At 58.7% G+C, this 21,633-nt stretch carries 13 protein-coding genes; 6 read left to right on the top strand and 7 right to left on the bottom strand.

What is annotated here, in order from left to right:
• Positions 1-1,082 (bottom strand): HAMP domain-containing protein (locus H8B14_RS12350; RefSeq protein WP_261990001.1); only part of this gene is annotated, 1,082 nt, incomplete at its 3' end.
• 347 nt (positions 1,083-1,429) lie between these two features.
• Between H8B14_RS12350 and topA the strand changes: the two genes are divergently transcribed.
• From topA to H8B14_RS12375, 5 genes are all read left to right on the top strand, one after another.
• Positions 1,430-3,916, top strand: coding sequence for a type I DNA topoisomerase (gene topA / locus H8B14_RS12355; protein WP_187315964.1), 2,487 nt, complete (start codon positions 1,430-1,432; stop codon positions 3,914-3,916).
• Between the two features lie 240 nt (positions 3,917-4,156).
• Positions 4,157-4,942: a DUF4846 domain-containing protein gene (locus tag H8B14_RS12360; protein ID WP_187315965.1), complete on the top strand. Its 786-nt coding sequence runs from the start codon at positions 4,157-4,159 to the stop codon at positions 4,940-4,942.
• 82 nt (positions 4,943-5,024) lie between these two features.
• Positions 5,025-5,717, top strand: coding sequence for an SIR2 family NAD-dependent protein deacylase (locus H8B14_RS12365; RefSeq protein WP_187315966.1), 693 nt, complete (start codon positions 5,025-5,027; stop codon positions 5,715-5,717).
• A 115-nt stretch (positions 5,718-5,832) separates the two neighbouring features.
• Positions 5,833-6,399, top strand: a complete 567-nt coding sequence (locus H8B14_RS12370; RefSeq protein ID WP_187315967.1) for a metal-dependent hydrolase — start codon at positions 5,833-5,835, stop codon at positions 6,397-6,399.
• A gap of 66 nt (positions 6,400-6,465) precedes the next feature.
• On the top strand, positions 6,466-10,194 hold the full coding sequence (locus H8B14_RS12375; RefSeq protein WP_187315968.1) for a BamA/TamA family outer membrane protein: 3,729 nt from the start codon (positions 6,466-6,468) through the stop codon (positions 10,192-10,194).
• Here H8B14_RS12375 and H8B14_RS12380 read toward each other — a convergent pair.
• Entirely contained in the window at positions 10,100-10,963 is an 864-nt protein-coding gene (locus H8B14_RS12380; protein WP_187315969.1) for a hypothetical protein, read from the bottom strand. The two genes, H8B14_RS12375 and H8B14_RS12380, sit on opposite strands and share 95 nt — an antisense overlap.
• Before the next feature lie 141 nt (positions 10,964-11,104).
• Between H8B14_RS12380 and H8B14_RS12385 the strand changes: the two genes are divergently transcribed.
• On the top strand, positions 11,105-12,103 hold the full coding sequence (locus H8B14_RS12385; RefSeq protein WP_315984825.1) for a Ppx/GppA phosphatase family protein: 999 nt from the start codon (positions 11,105-11,107) through the stop codon (positions 12,101-12,103).
• A gap of 172 nt (positions 12,104-12,275) precedes the next feature.
• Here the strand turns inward: H8B14_RS12385 and ppk1 are convergent, their stop codons facing one another.
• The 5 genes from ppk1 to H8B14_RS12410 all read right to left on the bottom strand — a co-directional run bounded on the left by ppk1 (position 12,276) and on the right by H8B14_RS12410 (position 21,298).
• A complete protein-coding gene (gene ppk1 / locus H8B14_RS12390; RefSeq protein ID WP_261990002.1) occupies positions 12,276-14,579 on the bottom strand; it encodes a polyphosphate kinase 1 in 2,304 nt (767 codons plus the stop codon).
• Between the two features lie 163 nt (positions 14,580-14,742).
• A complete protein-coding gene (gene gyrB / locus H8B14_RS12395) occupies positions 14,743-16,725 on the bottom strand; it encodes a DNA topoisomerase (ATP-hydrolyzing) subunit B (protein ID WP_187315970.1) in 1,983 nt (660 codons plus the stop codon).
• Positions 16,726-16,917: 192 nt separating this feature from the next.
• Positions 16,918-18,252 carry a T9SS type A sorting domain-containing protein gene (locus H8B14_RS12400; RefSeq protein WP_187315971.1) on the bottom strand — a complete coding sequence of 445 codons (1,335 nt, stop codon included), beginning with the start codon at positions 18,250-18,252 and terminating at the stop codon, positions 16,918-16,920.
• 142 nt (positions 18,253-18,394) lie between these two features.
• Entirely contained in the window at positions 18,395-19,732 is a 1,338-nt protein-coding gene (locus H8B14_RS12405; protein ID WP_187315972.1) for a T9SS type A sorting domain-containing protein, read from the bottom strand.
• A 138-nt stretch (positions 19,733-19,870) separates the two neighbouring features.
• Positions 19,871-21,298, bottom strand: a complete 1,428-nt coding sequence (locus H8B14_RS12410; protein WP_187315973.1) for a T9SS type A sorting domain-containing protein — start codon at positions 21,296-21,298, stop codon at positions 19,871-19,873.
• Positions 21,299-21,633 lie beyond the last annotated feature (335 nt).

Consider the following 21,633-nt stretch of genomic DNA (forward strand, 5'->3'; position numbering starts at 1 on the left):
GCTACGGCCGTGGCTACGTTGGCAATGTCTCGTACCTGCAGAGTCAGGTTCGAGGCCATGTTGTTTACGTTGTCGGTCAGGTCTTTCCACACGCCGCTCACGTTGGGCACAATGGCCTGGCCGCCGAGCTTGCCTTCGGTACCTACTTCCTGCGCCACGCGGGTAACTTCGCCGGCAAACAGGTTGAGCGAGTCCACCATCTGGTTCAGGTTCTGCTTCAACTGCAGCAGCTCGCCCTTTACATCGACGGTGATTTTCTGGGTGAGGTCACCTTTGGCTACGGCCGTGGCTACGTTGGCAATGTCCCGCACCTGAGAGGTCAGGTTCGAGGCCATATAGTTTACGTTGTCGGTCAAATCTTTCCAGATGCCGCCCACGTTTGGTACCGACGCCTGGCCGCCGAGCTTGCCCTCGGTGCCTACTTCCTGCGCCACGCGGGTTACCTCGCCGGCAAACAGGTTCAGGTTGTCGATGGTCTTGTTGATGGTTTCGGCCATCACCTTGAAGTCGCCGGAAACCGGAATCTGGAAGGTTTCATCAAGGTTGCCCTTGCTGATGTTCTTGAGCACTTTGCCCACTTCCAGTACCGGCACCGCAATGCTGTCCACCAGACCGTTGATGTTGTTGATCATGTCGCGCCAGAAACCGGCGGCATTCTCTGCGGATGCGCGGGCCTTCAGGTTGCCTTCCACCCCGGCAACCTTGGAAATGCGCGACACCTCGCCACCTACCCCGCCAATCATTTCCACCATGGAATTGTAGGCCTCAGCTATTTCAGCGAAGATGTCGTCGTTTTGCTTGGTCAGGCGTACCGACACGTCACCTTTCTTAAAGGCATCGAGAGCATAAAGCACCCGGTTGAGCTGCTCGTTGACGTAATCGGTGTTTTCCAGGGTGCCTGTTCCGCGCAAGTTGGAGCCTTTGGCACTACCGCTACGGCGCGTAACGTCGCCATTGGAAGGAAGCTTGCCATTAGCTGGATTGGCAACCGTAACGGCGGTGTCGGCCGAAGCCAGGGTATCTTCAGCCGGGGCGGAAACGGCGGAGCGGCGGGCGGGAGAGGATGTCTTACCTGATGCCATATAGCAAGGAGTATCGGGGGCTGCGGAGGGCGACTGTGCAAGGCGTACTGCACGCCCGGCTGCTTTAGCCCATACTGGCAAAGGTAGCGAATACGCCTGTTTCTGCGAGCAGGAATTCGCACCTAGTTATTATAAGACCAGAACTTACTTGCAATGAACCAGTTGAATCATTCTGATTGTTGCCTGCTCACGGCTATTGCCTTGCTAAACCGGCTCTACTATACAGGTTGGCAATGGCGGGCCGGAATATTCCGACATCTTTGCGGCAAAATTCAACTTCTTATCCGCTACCCCGTTTTCTATTGAAAAGCGCGCTAGCTTGCTCCCCTCCGTCTCCTCATTCCCCCATGGTTAAAAATCTAGTCATCGTCGAATCCCCTGCGAAAGCCAAAACCATTGAAGGCTATCTGGGCAAGGATTTCGTCGTCAAATCGTCTTTCGGGCACGTCCGTGACTTGCCGAAGGATAATAACGCCATTGACGTAGCCAACGGCTTCAAGCCGACCTATGTGGTGTCGGCTGACAAGCGGGAAATTATCAGCCAGCTGAAGAAGCTGGCGAAGGAGGCCGAAACCGTGTGGCTGGCGAGTGACGATGACCGGGAAGGCGAGGCCATTTCCTGGCACCTAGCGGAAACCCTGAACCTGACCGGCAGCCCCAAGACGCGCCGGATTGTATTTCGCGAAATCACCAAGAATGCTATTCTGAATGCCATTGAAAACCCGCGGGAAATCGACCTGAACCTGGTGAATGCCCAGCAGGCCCGCCGCGTGCTCGACCGGCTGGTGGGGTTCGAGCTGAGTCCGGTACTCTGGAAAAAGGTAAAGACGGGCCTTTCAGCCGGCCGCGTGCAAAGCGTGGCAGTACGCTTTGTGGTGGAGCGCGAACGGGAAATCAACCAGTTCAACGTGTCGTCGGCGTACCGGATTACGGCCCGTCTGGATGCTGGCAAAGGCGCTGTGCTGGAAGCCGACCTGCCGACGCGCTACAAAACCCGGGAGGAAGCGGAGGCTTTTCTGGCCCGGTGCGCCGGTGCCGAGTACCGCATCGAGAATCTGGAGAAAAAGCCCGGTAAACGCAGCCCGGCGCCACCCTTCACTACGTCTACGCTGCAGCAGGAAGCCTCGCGCAAGCTGGGCTTCTCGGTAGCGCAGACGATGAGCGTGGCGCAAAAGCTCTACGAAGCCGGCAAAATCTCCTACATGCGTACCGACTCGGTGAACCTCTCGCAGGATGCCCTGGCGGCCGCGCAGGCGGAAATCAGCCGCACCTACGGCGCGGAGTACGCTCAAACCCGCCTCTATAAGACCAAATCGGCTTCGGCGCAGGAGGCCCACGAAGCCATCCGTCCTACCGATTTTGCGCTGTTGAAAGCCGGCTCTGACTCGCAGGAACAGCGCCTCTACGACCTAATTCGCAAGCGGGCCATGGCCTCGCAGATGGCTGACGCCCAGATTGAGCGCACGGTAGCTACCATCGGCATCAGCACCCAGCCCGGTGTTACGCTCACGGCCAGCGGGGAGGTAATTACCTTTGAGGGCTTCCTGAAAGCATATAGTGAGTCGAAAGACGAAGAAGAGCAGGACGAAGCCACCACCGAATCGTCGTTTTCGCGCGGCTTGCCGCCCCTGACCGTGGGCCAGCTAATGCCGCTGCTGCAGCTACGCGGGGTGGAGCGCTACGCTTCTCCGGCGGCCCGCTACACCGAGGCTTCTTTGGTAAAAAAACTAGAGGAAATGGGCATCGGCCGGCCTTCGACGTATGCGCCAACTATCAGCACGATCCAGAAACGCGGCTACGTGGAAAAAGACTCGCGTGAGGGCAAGGAGCGCAAGTTTCATGTGCTGACGCTGGAAGGCAACGCAGTGAAAACGGAGGTGAAAACCGAAACCTATGGTGCCGATAAAGCCAAGCTGTTTCCTACAGATACGGCCATGGTGGTGAACGACTTCCTGGTGGAGCACTTTCCGGTGATTGTGGACTTTCAGTTCACGGCTAAAGTGGAGGGCGAGTTTGACCGGATTGCCGACGGCGAAGAACAGTGGACCGACATGCTGGCCGGCTTCTACAGCACTTTCCACGAGACCGTGGAGCGCGGCAAAGACATCGAGCGTAACACGCTGGGCAGCAACCGAGAAATCGGGCTGCACCCCGAAACCGGCCAGAAGCTGACCGCCCGCCTCGGCCGCTTTGGCCCCTACGTGCAGATCGAGCCTAAGGAAGGCGCGCCCGAAGATGAAAAAGCGGTGTACGCCAGCTTGCGCAAAGGCCAGTTCATCGAGAACATCACCCTGGAAGAAGCGCTGGATTTGTTTAAGCTACCCCGCGTGGTTGGTGAGTTCGAGGAGAAGTCGATGACGGCGGCGTTGGGTCGTTTCGGCCCTTACATCCGCCACGACAGCAAGTTTTATTCGCTGACCAAGGAGCAGGACCCACATACCATCACGGCCCCTGAGGCGGTGGAGCTGATTGAGAACAAGCGCAAAACCGACGCCGAACGCCTCATCAAGACCTTTGAAGGCCGCGAAGATGTTCAGGTGCTGAATGGCCGTTTCGGCCCCTACATTGTAGTAGGCAAAAAGAATGTGAAGATTCCGAAAGGTGAAGAACCAACCGACCTCACGCTGGAACGCTGCCTGGAGCTGGGCGAACTGACGCCGGATAAGCCCGCAAAAGGTGGCCGCTTCGCCAAGAAAGCTCCCGTAGCTGACAAGGCTGATACCGTTGATAAGCCAGCCAAAAAACCAGCTACGAAGAAGCCCGCCGCCAAAAAGCCAGCTGCAAAGAAAGCCACTGGTACCACGGCAAAAAAACCGGCCGCTAAGGCCAAATAGCTCAATTCGCTATTCTTTACTGGAATCCCCGGCTGGAAATGGCCGGGGATTTTTTTGTACTGTTACCCTTGAAATACCGCACGCTCCATATCGTTATGCGGCTATACTACTTCGCGCTAGTTATTCGCTGATATGCTGCAAATCCCGATTTCCGTTCTGCTTCTTGGCTGTGTTGCTTTTGCAGGCGCTTTTTCCGCAGGTGAGGACCATCTTCCCGCTTCCCGTGCGGTTGCAACTTCATTGGCTGCTGGCCCCTATGCGTGGCTGCCGGCGGGCACCTACGATACGCGCCGGAGCCTGGCGGCCCAGTTTGCGCCGCCGCGCGGCTGCGTGCGGATGCCGGTGGCGCCGGGCTCGTTCGGGCAATGGTTGCGTGGGCTGCCGCTGCTGCCGGCCGGTGCGCCCGTGAAGCTTTACAACGGCCAGCTGAAAGACCCTCAAAATGTGCACGCCGCGGTAGTGAATATCGACGTGGGCACGCGCGACCTGCAGCAGTGCGCCGATGCCGTTATCCGGCTGCGGGGCGAATATCAGTTCGCGCAAAACCCGGCACAGGTGCATTTCCACCTTACCAGCGGCCATGATATCCGGTTTGCCGACTGGTACAGTGGCAAAGGCTTCCGGGTAAGCGGCGACGATGTGCTGCCAGCCAACCGCCCGGTGGAGGCACCCAGCCATGCTACCTTCCGCCGCTACCTCGACCAGATTTTCACCTATGCCGGTACCCTTTCCCTGGACCGGGAGCTGACGCCCGTGCCGCTGGCGGCGGTGCAGCCCGGCGACGTACTCATTCGGGGCGGCTCACCGGGCCACGCCGTGCTGGTGCTGGACGTGGCCGAGCAGTTGAGCAGCGGGCGGCGCTACGTGCTGCTGGCTCAAAGCTACATGCCAGCCCAGCAGATTCATGTGCTGCGCAACCCCTGGGGCGACCCGGCCCTGGGTGCCTGGTTTGCTATTGACCCAAGTCAACCTAAATTCAGCACACCAGAATGGACGTTCCGGCGGGAAGAATTAAAGCGGTTCTGACAGTTGTGCGGCCAAATCTTATTTTACAAATCCTGGTAGAACGCCCCAGCTTCCTAAGCCGCCAACTTGCTACATTTCGCATATGAGAAAGAAGATTGTTGCCCTTACCGGCGCGGGCATCAGCGCAGAAAGCGGCCTGGCCACCTTCCGAGGCTCCGACGGGCTGTGGGAAGGCCACCGCATCGAGGAGGTGGCAACGCCGGAAGGCTGGGCTGCCAATCCGGCGCTGGTACTGGAGTTCTACAACCAACGGCGCGCCGCAGCCCGCGCTGCCCAGCCCAATGCGGGCCACTTGGCGCTGGCGGCGCTGGAGAAGGAATTTGAGGTAGTAGTGGTGACGCAGAACGTTGACGACCTGCACGAGCGGGCCGGCTCCAGCCGCGTCATTCACCTGCACGGCAAGCTGCTCGAGGCACGCAGCTCCTACTTCGAGCAACTGGTGTACCCGATGGCTACCGACCGGATTGAGTTGGGTGACCTATGCGAGCAGGGCCATCAGCTGCGGCCCAATATTGTGTGGTTTGGCGAAGCTGTGCCTCTCATGGAGCAGGCTATGGAAGAAACCGCCACCGCCGATATTTTCCTGGTAATAGGCACTTCGCTGCAGGTATACCCGGCGGCCGGCCTCGTCAGCTATGCCCCACCCGGCTGCCCCATTTACATCATCGACCCTAGCCGGCCACCGGTTTCAGCGCGGCGCAATCTGCATTTCATTACCGAGCCGGCCAGCATCGGCGTACCCCAACTGGCCGCCGAACTGCTGGGTCGGCAGTAGCGCGAACTTTGTAGTTCGTGCCCCGGCGCTATTCCGACGGATGCAACGGCGCGAGGGCGCTAACTGCAAAGTTTGCGCTACTATCTGTCCTTTGCCACCTGACTACCTCTCCCTTTTGGCTTCCATCTTCGGACACTGCGCTTTGGGCGCTACATTAGGCAAGCTGCTGCTGCCCAGCCGCCGCCATTGGCGCTACTGGCTGCTGGCGGCCGCCTGCGCCTTCCTGCCCGATGCCGACGTTATTGGCTTCAAGTTTCACGTGCCGTACGCCAGTTTGTGGGGACATCGAGGCCTGACGCACTCCATTCTGGCCGCTGTGGTGGTTGCCTCGGTGCTGGCTGGGCTGGTACGGATGCTCCGCCCACCCGGCGCGCCCGCAATCGGACGGCTGTGGCTGCTGCTATTTCTGGCTACTGCCTCGCACGGCGTCCTCGATGCCCTGACAACGGGCGGCGAAGGTGTGGCTTTTCTCAGTCCGTTCGAGCAGCAACGCTACTTTTTCCCGTGGCGCCCTTTGCAGGTTTCGCCAATTGGGGTGAAGAAATTTGTGGGTGAATGGGCTGCTCGGGTGCTTAAGAGTGAGTTTACATGGGTAGGCCTGCCCTGCCTGCTGGCGCTGGCTGCAAGCCAACTGCTGGCACAATTTCGCAAACCAGCAGCTGAGTGGAAGTTCAGATGGTAGGCTACGTTAAATTTAGGTTAAATCGTATTGTTCAGTTTTCCGTATAGGCGTATCTACCTCCCTCCTATGCATCTACTCTACCGTCGTCTTCTGCTGGCCTCTTTGGGGCTGGCTATGGCGCAGCCCCTGGTGGGCCAGACCGTTTCTTCGCCTGCGCATACAGTATATCTGCTTGGCAACACCGCTACTGCCGACCTGCCAACTGCCCGCCTTCAGGCATTGCGCCGCACGCTGGAGCAGCAGTCTGGCTCATTCACCGTGGTGCACCTCGGCGACATTGTGGGCCATGATGGCTTGGGCACCAAAACCGACTCCAGTCGCGCCGGCGAAACTGCCCGCGCCGATGCGCTGATTGCGCTGGTGCAGGGTTTGCCGAATGGCAAAATATACTTCGTGCCCGGCGACCGGGACTGGGCCAACTCCGGCCCCGACGGCCTGAAGCGCGTGCGCCGCCTTGAAGACTACATTGAAAAGCGCCTGCCCGGCCAGAATGCTTTTGCACCCACCGGCGGCTGCCCCGGCCCCGAGGTGATTGATGTGGCGCCCAACGTGCGCGTGGTGGCCATCAACTCGCCTTGGTTTACGCACCCCTTCGACCGGCCCGAAGCCCCCGACACCGACTGTAAAACCCTTACCCAGCAGGAATTCCGAGAGCAGCTGCAGGATTTACTGGACGACACCAAGGGTAAAAATGTACTGCTCGTGGGCCACCAGCCCGTCATCAGCAATGGCGTGTACGGTGGCAAGCAGCCGCTTAGCCGCCACCTGCTGCCCCCGGTGCTGGGCTCGGTGTACGCAGCCTACCGCCAGAACGTAGGCACCCCGCGCGACCTGGCCAATCCGCAGTATCAAGGGTTCCGCAAGGAGTTGCTGGGCACGCTTAAAGACCACCCCGGCGCCGTATACGCCGCCGCTCACGACTATAGCCTGCAGCTCACGCGTTTCGAAGACAACTACCACCTGATATCGGGCTCGTTTGCTAAAAAAGAGCACGTCGGGGCCGATGGCGGCGCGCAGTTCAACCGCTCCGAGGAAGGATTTTCCAAGCTCGAATATTTCGCCGACGGCACCGTAAAGGGATTTTTCTACGCTTTCGGGCCTGCTGATGCGGCAGTAAATGAAACCTACAACGCCGTGCTGTTTCAGTCGGCGTGCCAGGAGCCGCGCCTGCCCAACGTGCCGGTCAACAGCTTTATTCCGGAGTGCCCATCGGCCCCGAAAGGCGTGGCCGATGTGAAGCCGGATGCGCCGTTTCAGCCTATCCAGACGCTGGCCGCCGGCAAGCAATACGCTGGTACGGGCTCTTCCAAGTTTTTCCTGGGCGAAGGCTACCGCACGTCCTGGACTCAGCCGGTGCAGGTGCGTACACTGGATCTGGCCACCGAAAAAGGCGGTTTGCGCGTGTTTGGGCGCGGCGGCGGGCGCCAGACTACCTCCCTCAAGCTGATTGCGGCCGACTCGTCGGAGTACGTGTTCCGGTCCGTGGACAAGGATGTGACCAAGATTCTGCCGCCGGAGCTGCGCACCTCGGTGGCGGCCGATGTGCTGCGGGGCATCACGCCTACGGCCCACCCCTACTCGGCGCTGGTTATCACGTCGTTGCTCGATAAAACCGACATTCTGCACGCTCGGCCGCGCCTGTTCGTGCTACCCGACAACAACCAGCTAGGGGCCTACCGCCAGGAATACGCCGGCCTGCTGGGCACTCTGGAAGACCGCCCCGGCGACCCTAAACCCAACCTGCCCGGTTTCGGTGGTGCCAATGATGTGCGCCGCTCGTTCAGCTTCTTCCGCCAGCTCTACAAAGACCACGACAACCGCATCGACGCCGAAGCGTTTGCCCAAGCCCGCGCCTTCGATATGCTGGTGGCCGACTTTGGCAAGCACGAAGACAACTGGAAATGGGCTGGCTACACACAAGGCAAAAAAACAGTTTACAAGCCGATTCCGCGCGACCGGGACCAGTCGTTCACGCTTTGGAACGGGCTATTGACGTATCTGGCGAACCGCGAATGGGCCGTAGGCAGCATCGAGGATTTCCAGGGTGAGTTCCACGACCTCAAAAGCCTGAACTGGCCCGCTAGGGACTTAGACCGGTTTCTTTTGCAAGGCCTCACGCGGCAGCAATGGCAGCAGGTGGGCCAGTATATGCAGGCCCGCATCACGCCGGCCGCCATCGACGAAGCCACGGCCCAGCTGCCACCGGAACTGATGCCGCTTTCCGGCAACGACCTGAACCGAAAGCTCAAGCAGCGCATCCAGGAATTGCCCAAGGTGCTCGACGATTACTACCTGATGCTGGCCAAGCGCGTGGACGTGGTGGGCTCAAACAAGGCCGAAGTGTTCCAGGTGGACCGCCAGGCCGACGGCAACATGCGTGTACGGATGTTCGACAAAGGCAAAGACGGCGAGGCCCCGGCCGGCGAGCCACTTTTCGACCGTACTTTCTCGCCGAAAGAAACCCAGGAAGTAAGCTTGTACGGCCTCGATGGCAAAGATGTATTTACGGTGACGGGCACTGCCAAAAACAGCGTGCTGCTGCGCATCATCGGTGGCGACGGCAAAGACCGGATTGCCGACGACTCACGAGTGAGCGGCCTGCGTGCTCTCACTAAGGTGTACGACGTACCCGACACTGACCTGAAGCTGGGGCCGGAGTCCGACAACCGCACCTCCACCGCGCCCGACGTGAATCTGTACGAGCGGGAGTCGTTTCAGTACAACGGCTACAAGCCGAGCGCCACGCTCATCTACAACAGCTCCGACGGGCTCGGGGCCGGCGTGGGCATCGATTTCTTGCGGCAGGGCTTCCGTAAGCCGGGTTACAAGAACCTTTATAGCTTCGACATTCAGGGCACCGCCAACGGTAACTTTCAAACGAGTCTGGCTTCGCGGCACCGCCACGCTATTGGCCTTTGGGATATCGGGGCCCGCGCTGAATACGGCAACTTTTTCCAGTTCTACAACTTCTTTGGGCTGGGCAATAACACTACCAAGGACGACGGCCTCTACGACAACAACTTTTACAAGGCCCGCTACAAAGGCTACACGGCCAGCCTGTTTACAGAGCGCGTCTTCTTCCAGCGCAGCCTGATCCGGCTGGGCGGCGGCTACGAGCAGTACAACACCAACTTTGCCAGCTCCAGCTACCTGGGCCGCCTGGAGCAGGACCCCACCTCCAGCGACCTGCGCCCCAATACCGGCTTCCAGCGCTTAGTAGGTCTGAACGGGTTGTTTGACCTGGATCTGCGTGACCGGCCCCGCTTCGCGCGCCGCGGCGTGCGTCTGCGCGCCCAGCACGACACCTATTTCCAGCTCAACCGCGACAAAAGTAACTTCGGCCTCTCGCAGGGCTTTGCCGAATACTACGGCACGGCACGCCTGGGCATTCCGGTGACGCTGGTAGTGAAAGGCGGCGGCGCCAAAACCTATGGCCCCAACGACGAAATTCCGTTCTACAAGTTTGCCTATCTCGGGCAGCGCGAAAACCTGCGCGGCTACGTACGCAACCGTTTCACCGGCGACGCCAGCCTTTACCTGAATACCGAGCTGCGGCTGGCGCTGGGCCAGGTGAAAAACAACTTCCTGCCCTTTTCCTACGGCGTGTTTGGGTTCTTCGACCGGGGCCGCGTATACTACCAGGGCAGCTCACCCGGCGGCTGGCACGATGGCTACGGTGCCGGCTTCTACCTGGCCCCCGTCACCGACCAGCTAGCCCTGTCGGTTTCCTATCAGATTTCGCCCGAAGAAAGCGGCCTAATCCAGTTCGGCCTCGGCTTCCGGATCGACCAGTAAACCACGGCTCCAGGTGCCACTCGCTCGCCTTGCTACTAGTTTGTAGCGGGGCGGTTTTGTTGGCCGTGGCTAGTAGCTGCCGGAGAGCGGCTATGTGCGAAAACAGGACCAGCGGCACAATAAAGGTGGGCAGCCACACAAAAGGCCAGTGCAGCACCGCCACGTTGGGCTGCGAAAAACCCAGCTGCTGCCAAGGAGTAGGTACGCTTCCGGCGGCCAATACCACCACATTCAGCAGCGACACTAAACTGCCGCTGTGCCACACCAGCAGCAGGCGACGGCTCATTAGCCGGGTTCGAAACCAGTAGGCGGCTAGCGGCGCCGTAAGGCCGGCGGCCAAGTCGAGGTTGCGGTCGGCAAAGGTGATGAGGTCGGGCACCAAGTGGTGCAAAGCCAGCCCATAGAGACACAGCTCCACCGGTATGCGGACAATGCTAAGCCGGGTGAGGTCCACTAAGTCGAAACGGGCCAGCAGGTTCCGGCCCGACTGGCTAAGCACCAGACCAGCCAGCGCCAGGAGCGGCGGCCCCACACCCAGCACCAGCAGCCGGGGCGGCAGAGAATACAGGTTGGTATAAAAGCCCATGAGCACCAGAACGCTTTGCAGCAGCAACCACCACGCCAGCAGTATCGCCGGCGGCAGCAGCCACAAATTGGCACGGTAGCACAGATGCAGCAGCAAACCGATGGCCAGCAATACAGTACTTAAAAACACCCCTACCAGCCAGAAAGGAGCCGGGGCATCCAGGTATGTCAGGTCGGAAAGCATGAGAGCGGGCGTTGATTTATTTATAAGTTACTATATATAAACGAAATAGTGTAGTTTAACTTGATTTCCGACCAGCAGGCAACGGGCCGTTTTGCCCAAACGGCTATCTTTGCGCCCTCTCCTAAGCCAACCCTGCTGCCCGTGCAATATCCTCTGCTGAAGCTTGCCGCCATTGATATCGGTTCCAACGCTGTTCGTTGTCAGATTTCAGCAGTCCTCCATTACGGCGACCGATACCGGCTCAAGCGGGTAGAATATGTCCGCTACCCATTGCGGCTGGGCGAAGATGTATTTGCCACCGGCACCATATCCGAGAAGAAACAGGAGAAATTCATCAAGTTTCTGCACGCATTGCGGCTGCTGATGGAAGTGCACGATGTAGCCCCCAACCATTATCTGGTATGTGCCACTTCTGCTATGCGCACAGCTACTAATGGCACTGCAGTAGCAGCCCGCATTCAGCAGGAACTCGGCATGACGGTGCAGGTGATTGACGGCCAGGCCGAAGCTGCTTACATCAACCGCGTAATTGAGCATTTGCTGGAAGACAAAAAGCACTACCTGCACATTGATGTAGGTGGCGGCAGCACCGAATTCAACATCTACCACGACCGCCGCAAAGTAGCGTCGCAGTCGTTTGAGATTGGCTCCATCCGGCGCATGCAGCAGGAAGAAAGCGGCCTGGCTTCTACGGTAGCCCAAAACGACCTGTGGCAGCGCATGGAAGACTGGGTAAAGGAAAACGCGCGCCGCTACCATGTTACGCGCGCGATTGGCACGGGCGGCAATATCAACAAGCTCTACAGCATGGCGCAGCCGCAGCAGCTCGACAAGTCCGTGACGCGCCGCCGTATTGCAGCCGTACTCAACAACCTCACCAGCATGAGCATGGACGAGCGGGTGAACGTAGCCATGCTTAACCCCGACCGCGCCGATGTTATCGTTCCGGCCGGCCACATCTATCTGTCGGCAATGGAGTGGGCCAATATCAATCAGATGATTGTGCCCGACATTGGTTTGAAAGACGGTATGCTCCAGACCTTATTCGAGGAGCATTTCGACGAAATCCGGGCCCGCGACGACTACTCCAACAGTACGCCCATCCCAAGCATGCAAAGCCGTCCTACGGAAGTGGAATAGGTAGCTACCAGTATAGAGAGGTTGCGTACCGTAACTCAACCACCCAAAATAGTTGCTAGTACTACACGAAAAGCCCTCCGGCGTCAGGCAATGAGCCTAGTGCCGGAGGGCTTTGCATTCAGTTGCGCTGCATGCGCCTCACGGGAGGCTACTGCTGCAGGCCAGCTGGCAGTTAGGCATTCGTCCGCTCAGCTTCCTCTTTGTCCTCGGCTTCCGCTACAACTACATACTCCACGGTTTCTGTTTCCAGCTCATCGGCTGGTGTCTCCTCCTCGGGGCCACACGCTTCCACTGCTTCTTCGGCGGCAGCCAGGGCAGTAGCGGCGGCATCTTTGGCGGCCGTCAGCAGCACCAGCATGCCGTCGGGGGTGGCATTGGCCAGGCGCTCTTCGTCGCGGCGGTAGAAGTCCTTGTGTACGTTCACAATCACCTCGTAGGGCTGCGGCTGGCGCCGGATGTAGGCGCCGTCCTCGCGCATCACATAGCTATTCTGGTTATCGAGCAGGTTCAGCATCAGAATGCCGATGGCCTCGCGCTTGAGCTGCGGATTCACAATCAGGAATAGCGCCTCAATACGCCGGTCGAAGGAGCGCACCATCACGTCAGCGGAGCCGGCATAGAGGCGCGGCTGGCCGGCCTGATGGAAATAGAACAGGCGCGAGTGTTCCAGCAAGTCGCCTACCACGCTGCGCACTTCAATATTTTCGCTTAGGTTGGGGCGGCCCGGCCGCAGGCAGCAGATGCCGCGCACAATCAGCCGGATGGGCACGCCTGCTTTCGAGGCCTTGTATAGCTCGTCAATTACCTCCTTGTCCTCTAGGGAGTTAATCTTGATGACAATGCCGCTGGGCAGGCCTTTCTTGGCGTTGCGGGCTTCCTCCCGGATCAGGTGCACCAGTTGCTGGCGCATGTCTTTGGGCGCCGTAATCAGGTATTCATAGTCGTCGGGCTGCGAGTGGCCGGTGATGACGTTGAAGAACTCCGATACGTCGTGGCCATACACGTCGTTGGTGGTGAGCAGGCTCACGTCGGTGTAGAGCTTGCTGGTTTGCTCGTTGTAGTTGCCGGACCCAATGTGCACGTAGCGCGTCACCTTCTCGCCTTCCTTGCGGATGACCATCAGCATCTTGGTGTGCGTCTTGTACTTGCTTACGCCATAAATCACGAAGCAGCCGGCCTTTTCCAGCCGTGCCCCTTCCCGGATGTTGCGCTCCTCATCAAAGCGGGCCTTGATTTCAAACAGCACCGACACGTGCTTGCCATTTTCGGCTGCCTTCAGCAGCGCGGCCGTTACCCGGGAGTCGTCGGCGAGGCGGTAGATGGTTTGCTTGATACCCAGCACCTGCGGGTCTTCGGCGGCCTGCTCCAGCAGCCGCACCATCGGCTCGATGCTGTTGTAGGGATGGTGGAGCAGCACGTCGTGGTGCTTGAGGTATTCGAACAGGTTTTCGTCGGCTCCGTCGGGCAAGCTGAGCGGCGCAATCGGGGCCGGCTGGCGTGAAGTTTTGCCCCGAAAGTTGGGGTGCTTTAAAATCTGCAGCAGTCCTTTCAGGTCAATTAATGAATTGATAACAAATACATTTCCATTATCAATCTTCCAGCGTTCCTTTAATACCGCCATCAGCAGCGCCGACGCATTAGGCTCCACTTCCAGCCGTACCACGCGGCCCCGCTTACGCGTCTTCAGGCCCTGCTGCAGTTCCTTAATAAAGTCGGTATCAATGTCCTCGGATTCTTCCAGCGTAAAGTCGCCGTTGCGCGTAATGCGGAACAGGTCGGCAGACTCGATTTCCACATTGCGGAACAGCTTGGGCAGATTGGCCCGTACGATTTCCTCAATCGGCACGAACAGCACCTTCTCCTTGCGCGTGAGCTCAAAGAAGCGTGTTAGGTTCTGCGGTATCTGCACGAAGGTGAGCCGCTCCTGCCCTTTCTCGGTTTCCAGGTCGCCGGTACCGGTGCGCGTCACCACGCCCAGAATCAGCATCTGGTTCATCATCAGTGGAAAGCCGTGGTACGAGTCGTACACCATCGGCGTAAGCAGAGGGAAGATGGTATTTTTGAAATAACCGTCGGCCTTTTTCAGCTCCAGCTCGGTCAGCTCATCCATCTTCATGATGTTGAAGCCGTTCTTCTCAAACTGCGGCTTCAGCTCGTTTAGGTACGTCATCGACTGGTCGTTGACGAAGCGGTGCGCGAAGTCGAGCAGCTTGCGCCGGAACGGCAGCTCCCGCAGCCCCGAGTAGTCCACCCGCTCCTTGCCGTAGTCGAGGTAGTTGTAGAGGGAGCCCACCCGAATCATAAAGAACTCATCCAGATTCGACGACGTGATGCTCAGAAACCGCAGCCGGTCAAACAGCGGCCGGTTGGCGTCTTTGGCCTGGTCGAGCACACGGTAATTGAAGCGCAGCCAACTCAGGTCGCGGCTGATGTATTTGCTTTTGCGGATAAGGTCGGCGGACTTGAAGAGTTTCATATCGGAAGAAAGGCATCCAGAGGGCAGTACGGCAAGATACACGCTCGTAGCGGACCTTCTATTGCGCTTTTAAGTAAATGTAGCTGCTTGTACGTGGTTTGCCGGTGGGTTGGCAGCAATAAAAAAGCCCGCTTATTCAGCGGGCTTTTTTATTTTCAGGTGGTTACACGTCCAGCTTGGCGTACTTGGCGTTTTTCTCGATGAAGTCGCGGCGGGGGGCCACTTCGTCGCCCATCAGCATGGAGAAAAGGTGGTCAGCTTCCACGCCGGAGTCCACATCTACGCGCTTCAGGGAGCGGGTGGCGGGCTGCATGGTGGTGGTCCAGAGCTGCTCGGCATTCATTTCGCCGAGGCCTTTGTAGCGCTGTACACCCACCGTTTCCGGCTTGCCGCGGCCCAGCTCTTCCTGGGCAGTGGCACGTTCCTCTTCCGTCCAGCAGTAGCGCTCCTCTTTACCCCGCTTCACCAGATACAGCGGTGGCAGCGCAATATAGATGTAGCCTTTCTCGATCAGTTCCGGCATGTAGCGGAAAAAGAACGTCAGAATCAGCGTCCGGATGTGCGAGCCATCAATATCAGCATCAGTCATGATGATAATTTTGTGGTAGCGCAGCTTATCGAGGTTCAGCGAGCGGCTGCTGCTGCCGTCATCTTCGTCGGTCTTCTTTTCAAAGCTCACGCCGAGGGCCGTAATCATATTCCGGATTTCCTCGTTTTCGTAGATGCGGTGCTCCTGGGCCTTCTCTACGTTCAGAATCTTACCCCGCAGCGGCAGAATGGCCTGGAAAGCGCGGTTGCGGCCCTGCTTGGCGGTGCCGCCAGCGGAGTCGCCTTCTACCAGATACAACTCGCAGATAGCGGGGTCTGATTCCGAGCAGTCGGCCAGTTTACCGGGCAGCGAGTTGGAGCCCAGCACCGACTTGCGCTGCACCATCTCGCGGGCCTTCTTAGCGGCTACGCGGGCTTTGGCGGCCAGAATCACTTTTTCCACGATAACGCGGGCTTCCTTGGGGTTCTCTTCCAGGTACTGGTTGAGAATCTCGCCTACAACTTGGTTCACAGCGCCACTCACTTCGGAGTTGCCGAGCTTGCCTTTGGTCTGGCCCTCAAACTTAGGCTCGGCCACCTTCACCGAAATAACGGCAGTGAGGCCTTCGCGGAAGTCGTCGCCCTGGATTTCAATCTTGGCCTTGGCTACCTCCCCCGATTTCTCGGCGTAGGCTTTCAGCACCCGCGTGATGGCCGAGCGGAAGCCTGCTACGTGCGTGCCGCCCTCGTGGGTGTTGATGTTGTTGACGTAGGAGAAGATGTGCTCCTGGTACGAGTCGTTGTACTGGAACGCCACTTCCACCGGAATACCGCGCTCCGTAGCCACGTACACGGGCTTGGTCATAAGCACGGCGCGGCTGCTGTCGAGGTACTGTACGTATTCGGCCACGCCGCCCTCCGAGTAGAACTCGGTGCGCAGGGGCTGGCCTTCGGCGTCGGCGGCCTGCTCGCGCAGGTCAACGAGAATGATGCGGATACCACGGTTGAGGTAAGCCAGCTCCCGCAAACGCGTGGAAATCCGCTCGTAGGAATACTCCAGCGTCTCATCGAAGATGGTGCCGTCGGGCTGGAACCACACGTAGGTGCCGCGGCCATCAGCCGGCCCGATTTCACGCACGTCATACTGGGGCACTCCAATGGTGTATTCCTGCTCGTACATGCGCCCCTCGCGCTGCACCTTCACGTGAGTATGGGTGCTGAGTGCATTCACGCAGCTCACGCCCACGCCGTGCAAACCGCCGGAGGTCTTGTAGCTGTTCTTGTCAAACTTGCCACCGGCGTGCAGCACAGTCAGGGCAATTTCGAGGGCAGATTTACCAAATTTCTGATTGATGCCGACAGGAATTCCCCGGCCATTGTCTTGTACTGAAATGGCATTGCCAGGGTGAATGCTCACCTCGATTCGGTCGCACTGGCCGGCTAGTGCCTCATCAATGGAGTTATCGACTACTTCCCATACGAGGTGGTGAAGGCCTTTAGCGCCAGTATCACCGATGTACATGGAAGGACGCTTGCGTACCGCTTCGAGCCCTTCGAGTACCTGAATGCTATCCGCGGAGTAGTCCGAGGCACCGATTATCTCTTGTGTTTCGCTCATGTTTCGGGCGTAAGTTCAGCTATGATGCTATCCTACAAAAGTACCGAAAATATCCCGTTTTTGCTAGCGCCAGCCCCGAATAAGCCCGCCTAACAGTGGCAAGAAAGGCCGCCGGAGCATAGGCAAAAAAAGGCCTGCTCCGGGCAGGGAACAGGCCTTCGAATAATCCGATATTCCTGACGCTTCGGCCGCTTAGCGCACCACCAGCTTCTGGCGCACGAGCCCTTCGGGGGTGCGCAGCTCCAGCACATACACGCCCACCGGCTGCTGGCTTAGGTCCAGCGAAAGCGGGGCCAGCGCGGGCGAGGTCCAGGTTTCGGTGCGCACGGTGCGGCCCAGCCCATCGAGCACGCGCGCCGGGGTGGCGGCTTTCAGGCCACTGGCCCGCACCACAAAGCGGCCATCGGGTGCGGGGTTGGGGAAGGCACTGATCCCCAGACGAGCCGCCAGGGCAGCATTGGTGGCCAGCGTGATGCCGGTGTACTTGTTCATGCCATTGCCGCCTGCCACCTCGCCGTCGGCATCTACCAGCAGGCCTCCCGACCAGCCCACGCTCGGGCTGACGAAATCCACCAACGCGTGGTTGATGGTTGATTCGAGGGTTATCCAGGTCTGGCCGTCGTCGGTGGAATACGACGAACCGGGGCCATAGGCGCCAAACCCCGTTGCCACGTAGGTGCGGGTACCGGGTACGTTGTCGAGCCCAACGCGGCGCACCGCGCCGGTGGGGTTGAGGGCTGCCCAGGTGGCGCCACCGTCGGTAGTGCGCACGTAGCTGCCATCTTCGTCTAGGGCCAGGCCGTTGAGCGCGTCGCGGAAGGCCACGTTGGCCGGGTACTCCAGGCCGGTGGCAGACACAGCCCAGGTCAGGCCCCGGTCGGTAGAGCGTAGCATTCGGCCCTCGTCAGTGGCCACCCAGATGCTGTTGCCGGCCTGTGTCACCACCGGCACGCCGGTCACCAGGTCTTCCAGCCCCTGAGACTGAGGTGCGTTGGCAGCCGGAATGGCCGTCCAGGTTTCGCCGGCGTTGCTGGTGGTGTAGATTTCAAAGCGTCCGTTGTTGGGGTTGCCCAGCACCACGCCGTTCACCGCATCAAAGAAACGTACCACGGTCGGGAAGCTATTGGCCCCGGCAAACTGGTTGGCCGTGGTTTGGGTGACCCAGCTAGCCCCGCCGTCGGTGGTGCGCAGGATGCGGCCGGGCCCTACAAAATCGGCAGCCACTGTTACCCAGGCAGTGGTGGCGTTCCGGGCGTAGATGCTGGTCACGAGGTCGTTGGGCGTCAGGCCCGGAATGGCCAGCGTGGTCCAGGTGGCGCCGCCGTTGGTGGTGCGGCTGAACAGCTGGGTGAAGAAATCCTCACTGCCCACCACGGTGGTCCAGGCCACGTTGGCATCTACGGCGGAGATGAGCAGGTTGAATTGGTCGGGCGTGGGGTTGTTCACGGGCTGGTTGACCCATTGGGCCTGAACTCGGGCCGAACCAAACGCCAGCAGAAAGCCCAGCATGCATAATTGTTTGCGCATAATAGATGGAAAAGGATGGAAGTTGACTGCTAAAGTACAGAGCACTGCAAATGGTTGGCTGACGGCGGGCACGAATCCATAAAAAAGCTTCCGTTCTTCTCAAACGGAGGCTTTTCCGCCAGTCGGCGTATGGAGCAGCAGCCTATTTCACCACCAGCTTCTGGTGGGCAGTGCCGGCGGCCGAGCTGATTTCGAGCGTATAGACCCCGGCCCGATACTGGCTCAGGTCGAGCGTGACAGGAGCCGTGCCATTGCCCGTCCAGGGACGGCGCACTACCTCCCGGCCCAGCGCGTCGGATACGCGCAGCATCGTGCCGGTGCGGGCTTCCTGGGCGCGTACTTCAAAGTGGCCATCGGCGCTTGGGTTGGGAAACACGCTGTAGCCTAATTGCGCAGCAGTGGCTTGCTTGCTGCCCAGCACGGAGCTGGTGAAGCGCCGCATTCCCAGGCCAGCCCCGGTAGTGGGGTTGATGGCTCCCGTCCAGCCTGCTGTGGGGCTGATAAAATCAACAAATAGATTGTTGCTGGTGCTTTCCAGCGTCACCCAGGTCTGGCCGTTGTCGCGCGAGTAAGCAGTGCCCCGGATACCATCCCCCAAGTCGAGGCCAGTGCTTATATATTGATTACTCCCCGGTACGTTGTCGAGGCCAAAACCAGGGATGATGCCCGTGTAGCTGACGCGGGCCCAAGTAGCGCCCCCGTCTGTAGTGCGTTCCAACTGCCGCACTCCGGTGTCTTCATCCAGATAAGTGGCAAGTCCATTTTGGGCATCTCTGAAGGCTAGATTGCGGATGGCAGCCATGCTGGTTGAAGCAGCAGTCCAGGTGAGGCCTTTATCTGTACTACGCAGCACCCGGCCTTGCAGAGTACCACACCAAATTGTGTTGCCGGCCACTGCGTAGGCATCATCGGCAGCATCTTCGCGGGCGTTGGAAACGGGCGGTGTCGTTGCTGCCGTCCAGGTAGTCCCCCCATTGGAGGTTACATACACTTCAAATGGCCCGCCATCAACGGGCGGGTCGCCGATAGCCACTCCGTCGTTGGCATTGAAGAAGTGTACAACCGTGGGGTAGCTGTTGGTAGCCCCGAACTGCGCAGCAGTGGTTTGCCGTACCCACGTCAGGCCCCCATCGGTTGTTTTCATTATCCGGCCGTCTGCTCTGGAGCCTACCACTGCCACCCACGCGGTGGTATTGCTGATAGCAGACAGTGACGACACAAATTCCGAAGCGGTATTCACTCCTGTAACGGTGGACGTAGTCCACGAAAGCCCCCCGTTGGTGCTAAGGCCTACCTGGTTGCTGTCATCCCCTCCGACGTAGTCGTAGCCAATGGTCCAGACTACAGTCGGGCTTACCGCTTCAATCAAGGCAGGTGCCGCCGTAGGATTGGCAAATCCTATAGGCTGAGTGGCCCATTGTGCCTGCGCGGTGGCTCCAACGGCCAGAAATGCGGATACTAATAGTAATTGTTTGTGCATGATGAAAAGATGGATGAAGGAATTTGATGATAGGAGTGCAAGTAACCAAGAATGGTTGGTTGGCAATCGGCAACCAGCTAAAAAAAAGTCCCCACTCGTTTGAATGGGGACTTTTTAGTAAAAACTCAGGGCTCGATGTTATTCAATTACCAGCTTCTGCTGAGCTACACCAGCATCGGTGCGCAGCTCCAGCGTATATATGCCCGCTTTTTCGGTGCTCAAATCCACCGTCGTAGACTTGGCGGCCACGGCAGTAGCATTCAACGTCTGGTTGGCTACCTGACGACCTACTACATCAAATACGCGTACCGAAGCACCCGATTTCAGGCCCGAAGCCAGCTGCACCGTAAACACTCCGGACGAGCTAGGATTTGGATAGACAGCCAAGGCCTGCTGCAGTTCGGCGTTGCGGTTGGTTAAGATATTGCTGCCCGTATACTTACCGATGCCTCCACCGCCGGCTGCAGCCGTGAAACCACCAGCCCAGCCCACTGTGCCCGAGGCAAAGCTCACTGACAAGTACTGCGCCCGGTTATCGATTGTCGACCAAGTAGCACCATTGTCGCGGCTGACGGAAGTTCCGATATCTGCGGCAGTCGGAGACGCCACCCGAGCATCAAGGCCGACGGCCACGTACGTGTTGCTACCCGGAATTGCCTTCACATCGGAGTCGCGGAAAGGCGTTGTGTATGTCTGGGTTGCCCACGAGGTACCGCCATTAGACGATACGCTCAGATTCTCGGCATTCCATATGAGGCCATTGGTAGCATTGGCGAATGTTACGCCTGATACCCGGTTAGGAATATTGCTGTTAGAGGAAGTCCAGGTCAGGCCCCGGTCAGTTGACTTAAACACGCGGGCCGGCGAGGTGATAGTTTCCGGATCGTAGAGCGTAGTAAACCAGATGGTGTTGCCAACTACGCTGTACTGATTGGTTACGCCATACTCGCTACCATTGCTGGTTAGGCCAGAAGTGCGGGGCACACGCGTCCAGGTGGTACCGCCGTTGGTGGTCGTGTATACCTCGAAGAATTTGGTAGAGGCGGTTGCTGTACCATTGGGGTCACCCATGCACACGCCGTTGTTGGCATCCCAGAAGTACACCCAGTTGGCAAAGCCATCAGGCGCAGTGAACTGACGCGCACCAGAGGCCGAAGGATCAGTTTGAGCAACCCAAGTAGTGCCACCGTTAGTGGTTTTTGCAATAACACCACCGCCAGCTGGGCCATACATGGCCGTCCAGGCAGTAGTGGCATTCAAAGCAAACAGGTTGCCAGCGCTGTAGCCAGCAAAGTTAGGAACGGCAATTAAGCCTCCCTGCCAGGCGGTGCCACCGTTGGTCGTGCGCAGATACGTGTTGGCGTCGATGCTGGTACCGGCGGCATTCACCGTACCCGATAACCCCCAGGCAGTATTAGCATCAATAGCCTGAATACCTACCACCCGATATTCAGCGGGCAAGTTAGAATTCTGGGCCGTGAAAGAGGTTATGGCCGGTGTGCCCTGGCTATAGCCCTGCAGGCCAAGCCCTAACAGAAAAGAAATGCCGAGTAATGTTTTTTTCATGGTGCGAGGATGTTGGTTTGGAATAAGTGGAAAAACAGAAGTTTTCGCCGCTCAATGTAACAGTTTTCCTGTAACTCAGCCAATTTCACCTCCCCTCGTTACCATTTAGCGCCGTCTTGTTAGGGGCCGTCTCACTCCTCAAGCTACCTGCGCCTTCCTACCCGAAATGGCACTCTCTATTATCTGTCAGCAGCAACCTATGTACTTCACAGGTATTATAAAGTAAGTTAAGTTGCTCTGGCAAGAAGGGAATGCCTAGCTGGCTGCGTCCCTACTGCCGGCGCACAGTGGCCTTCCTCGCCCCTGTTTTTAGCGCACGACGCATATTAGCACTC

The organism is Hymenobacter puniceus, assembly GCF_014333525.1.
Lineage (GTDB): Bacteria > Bacteroidota > Bacteroidia > Cytophagales > Hymenobacteraceae > Hymenobacter.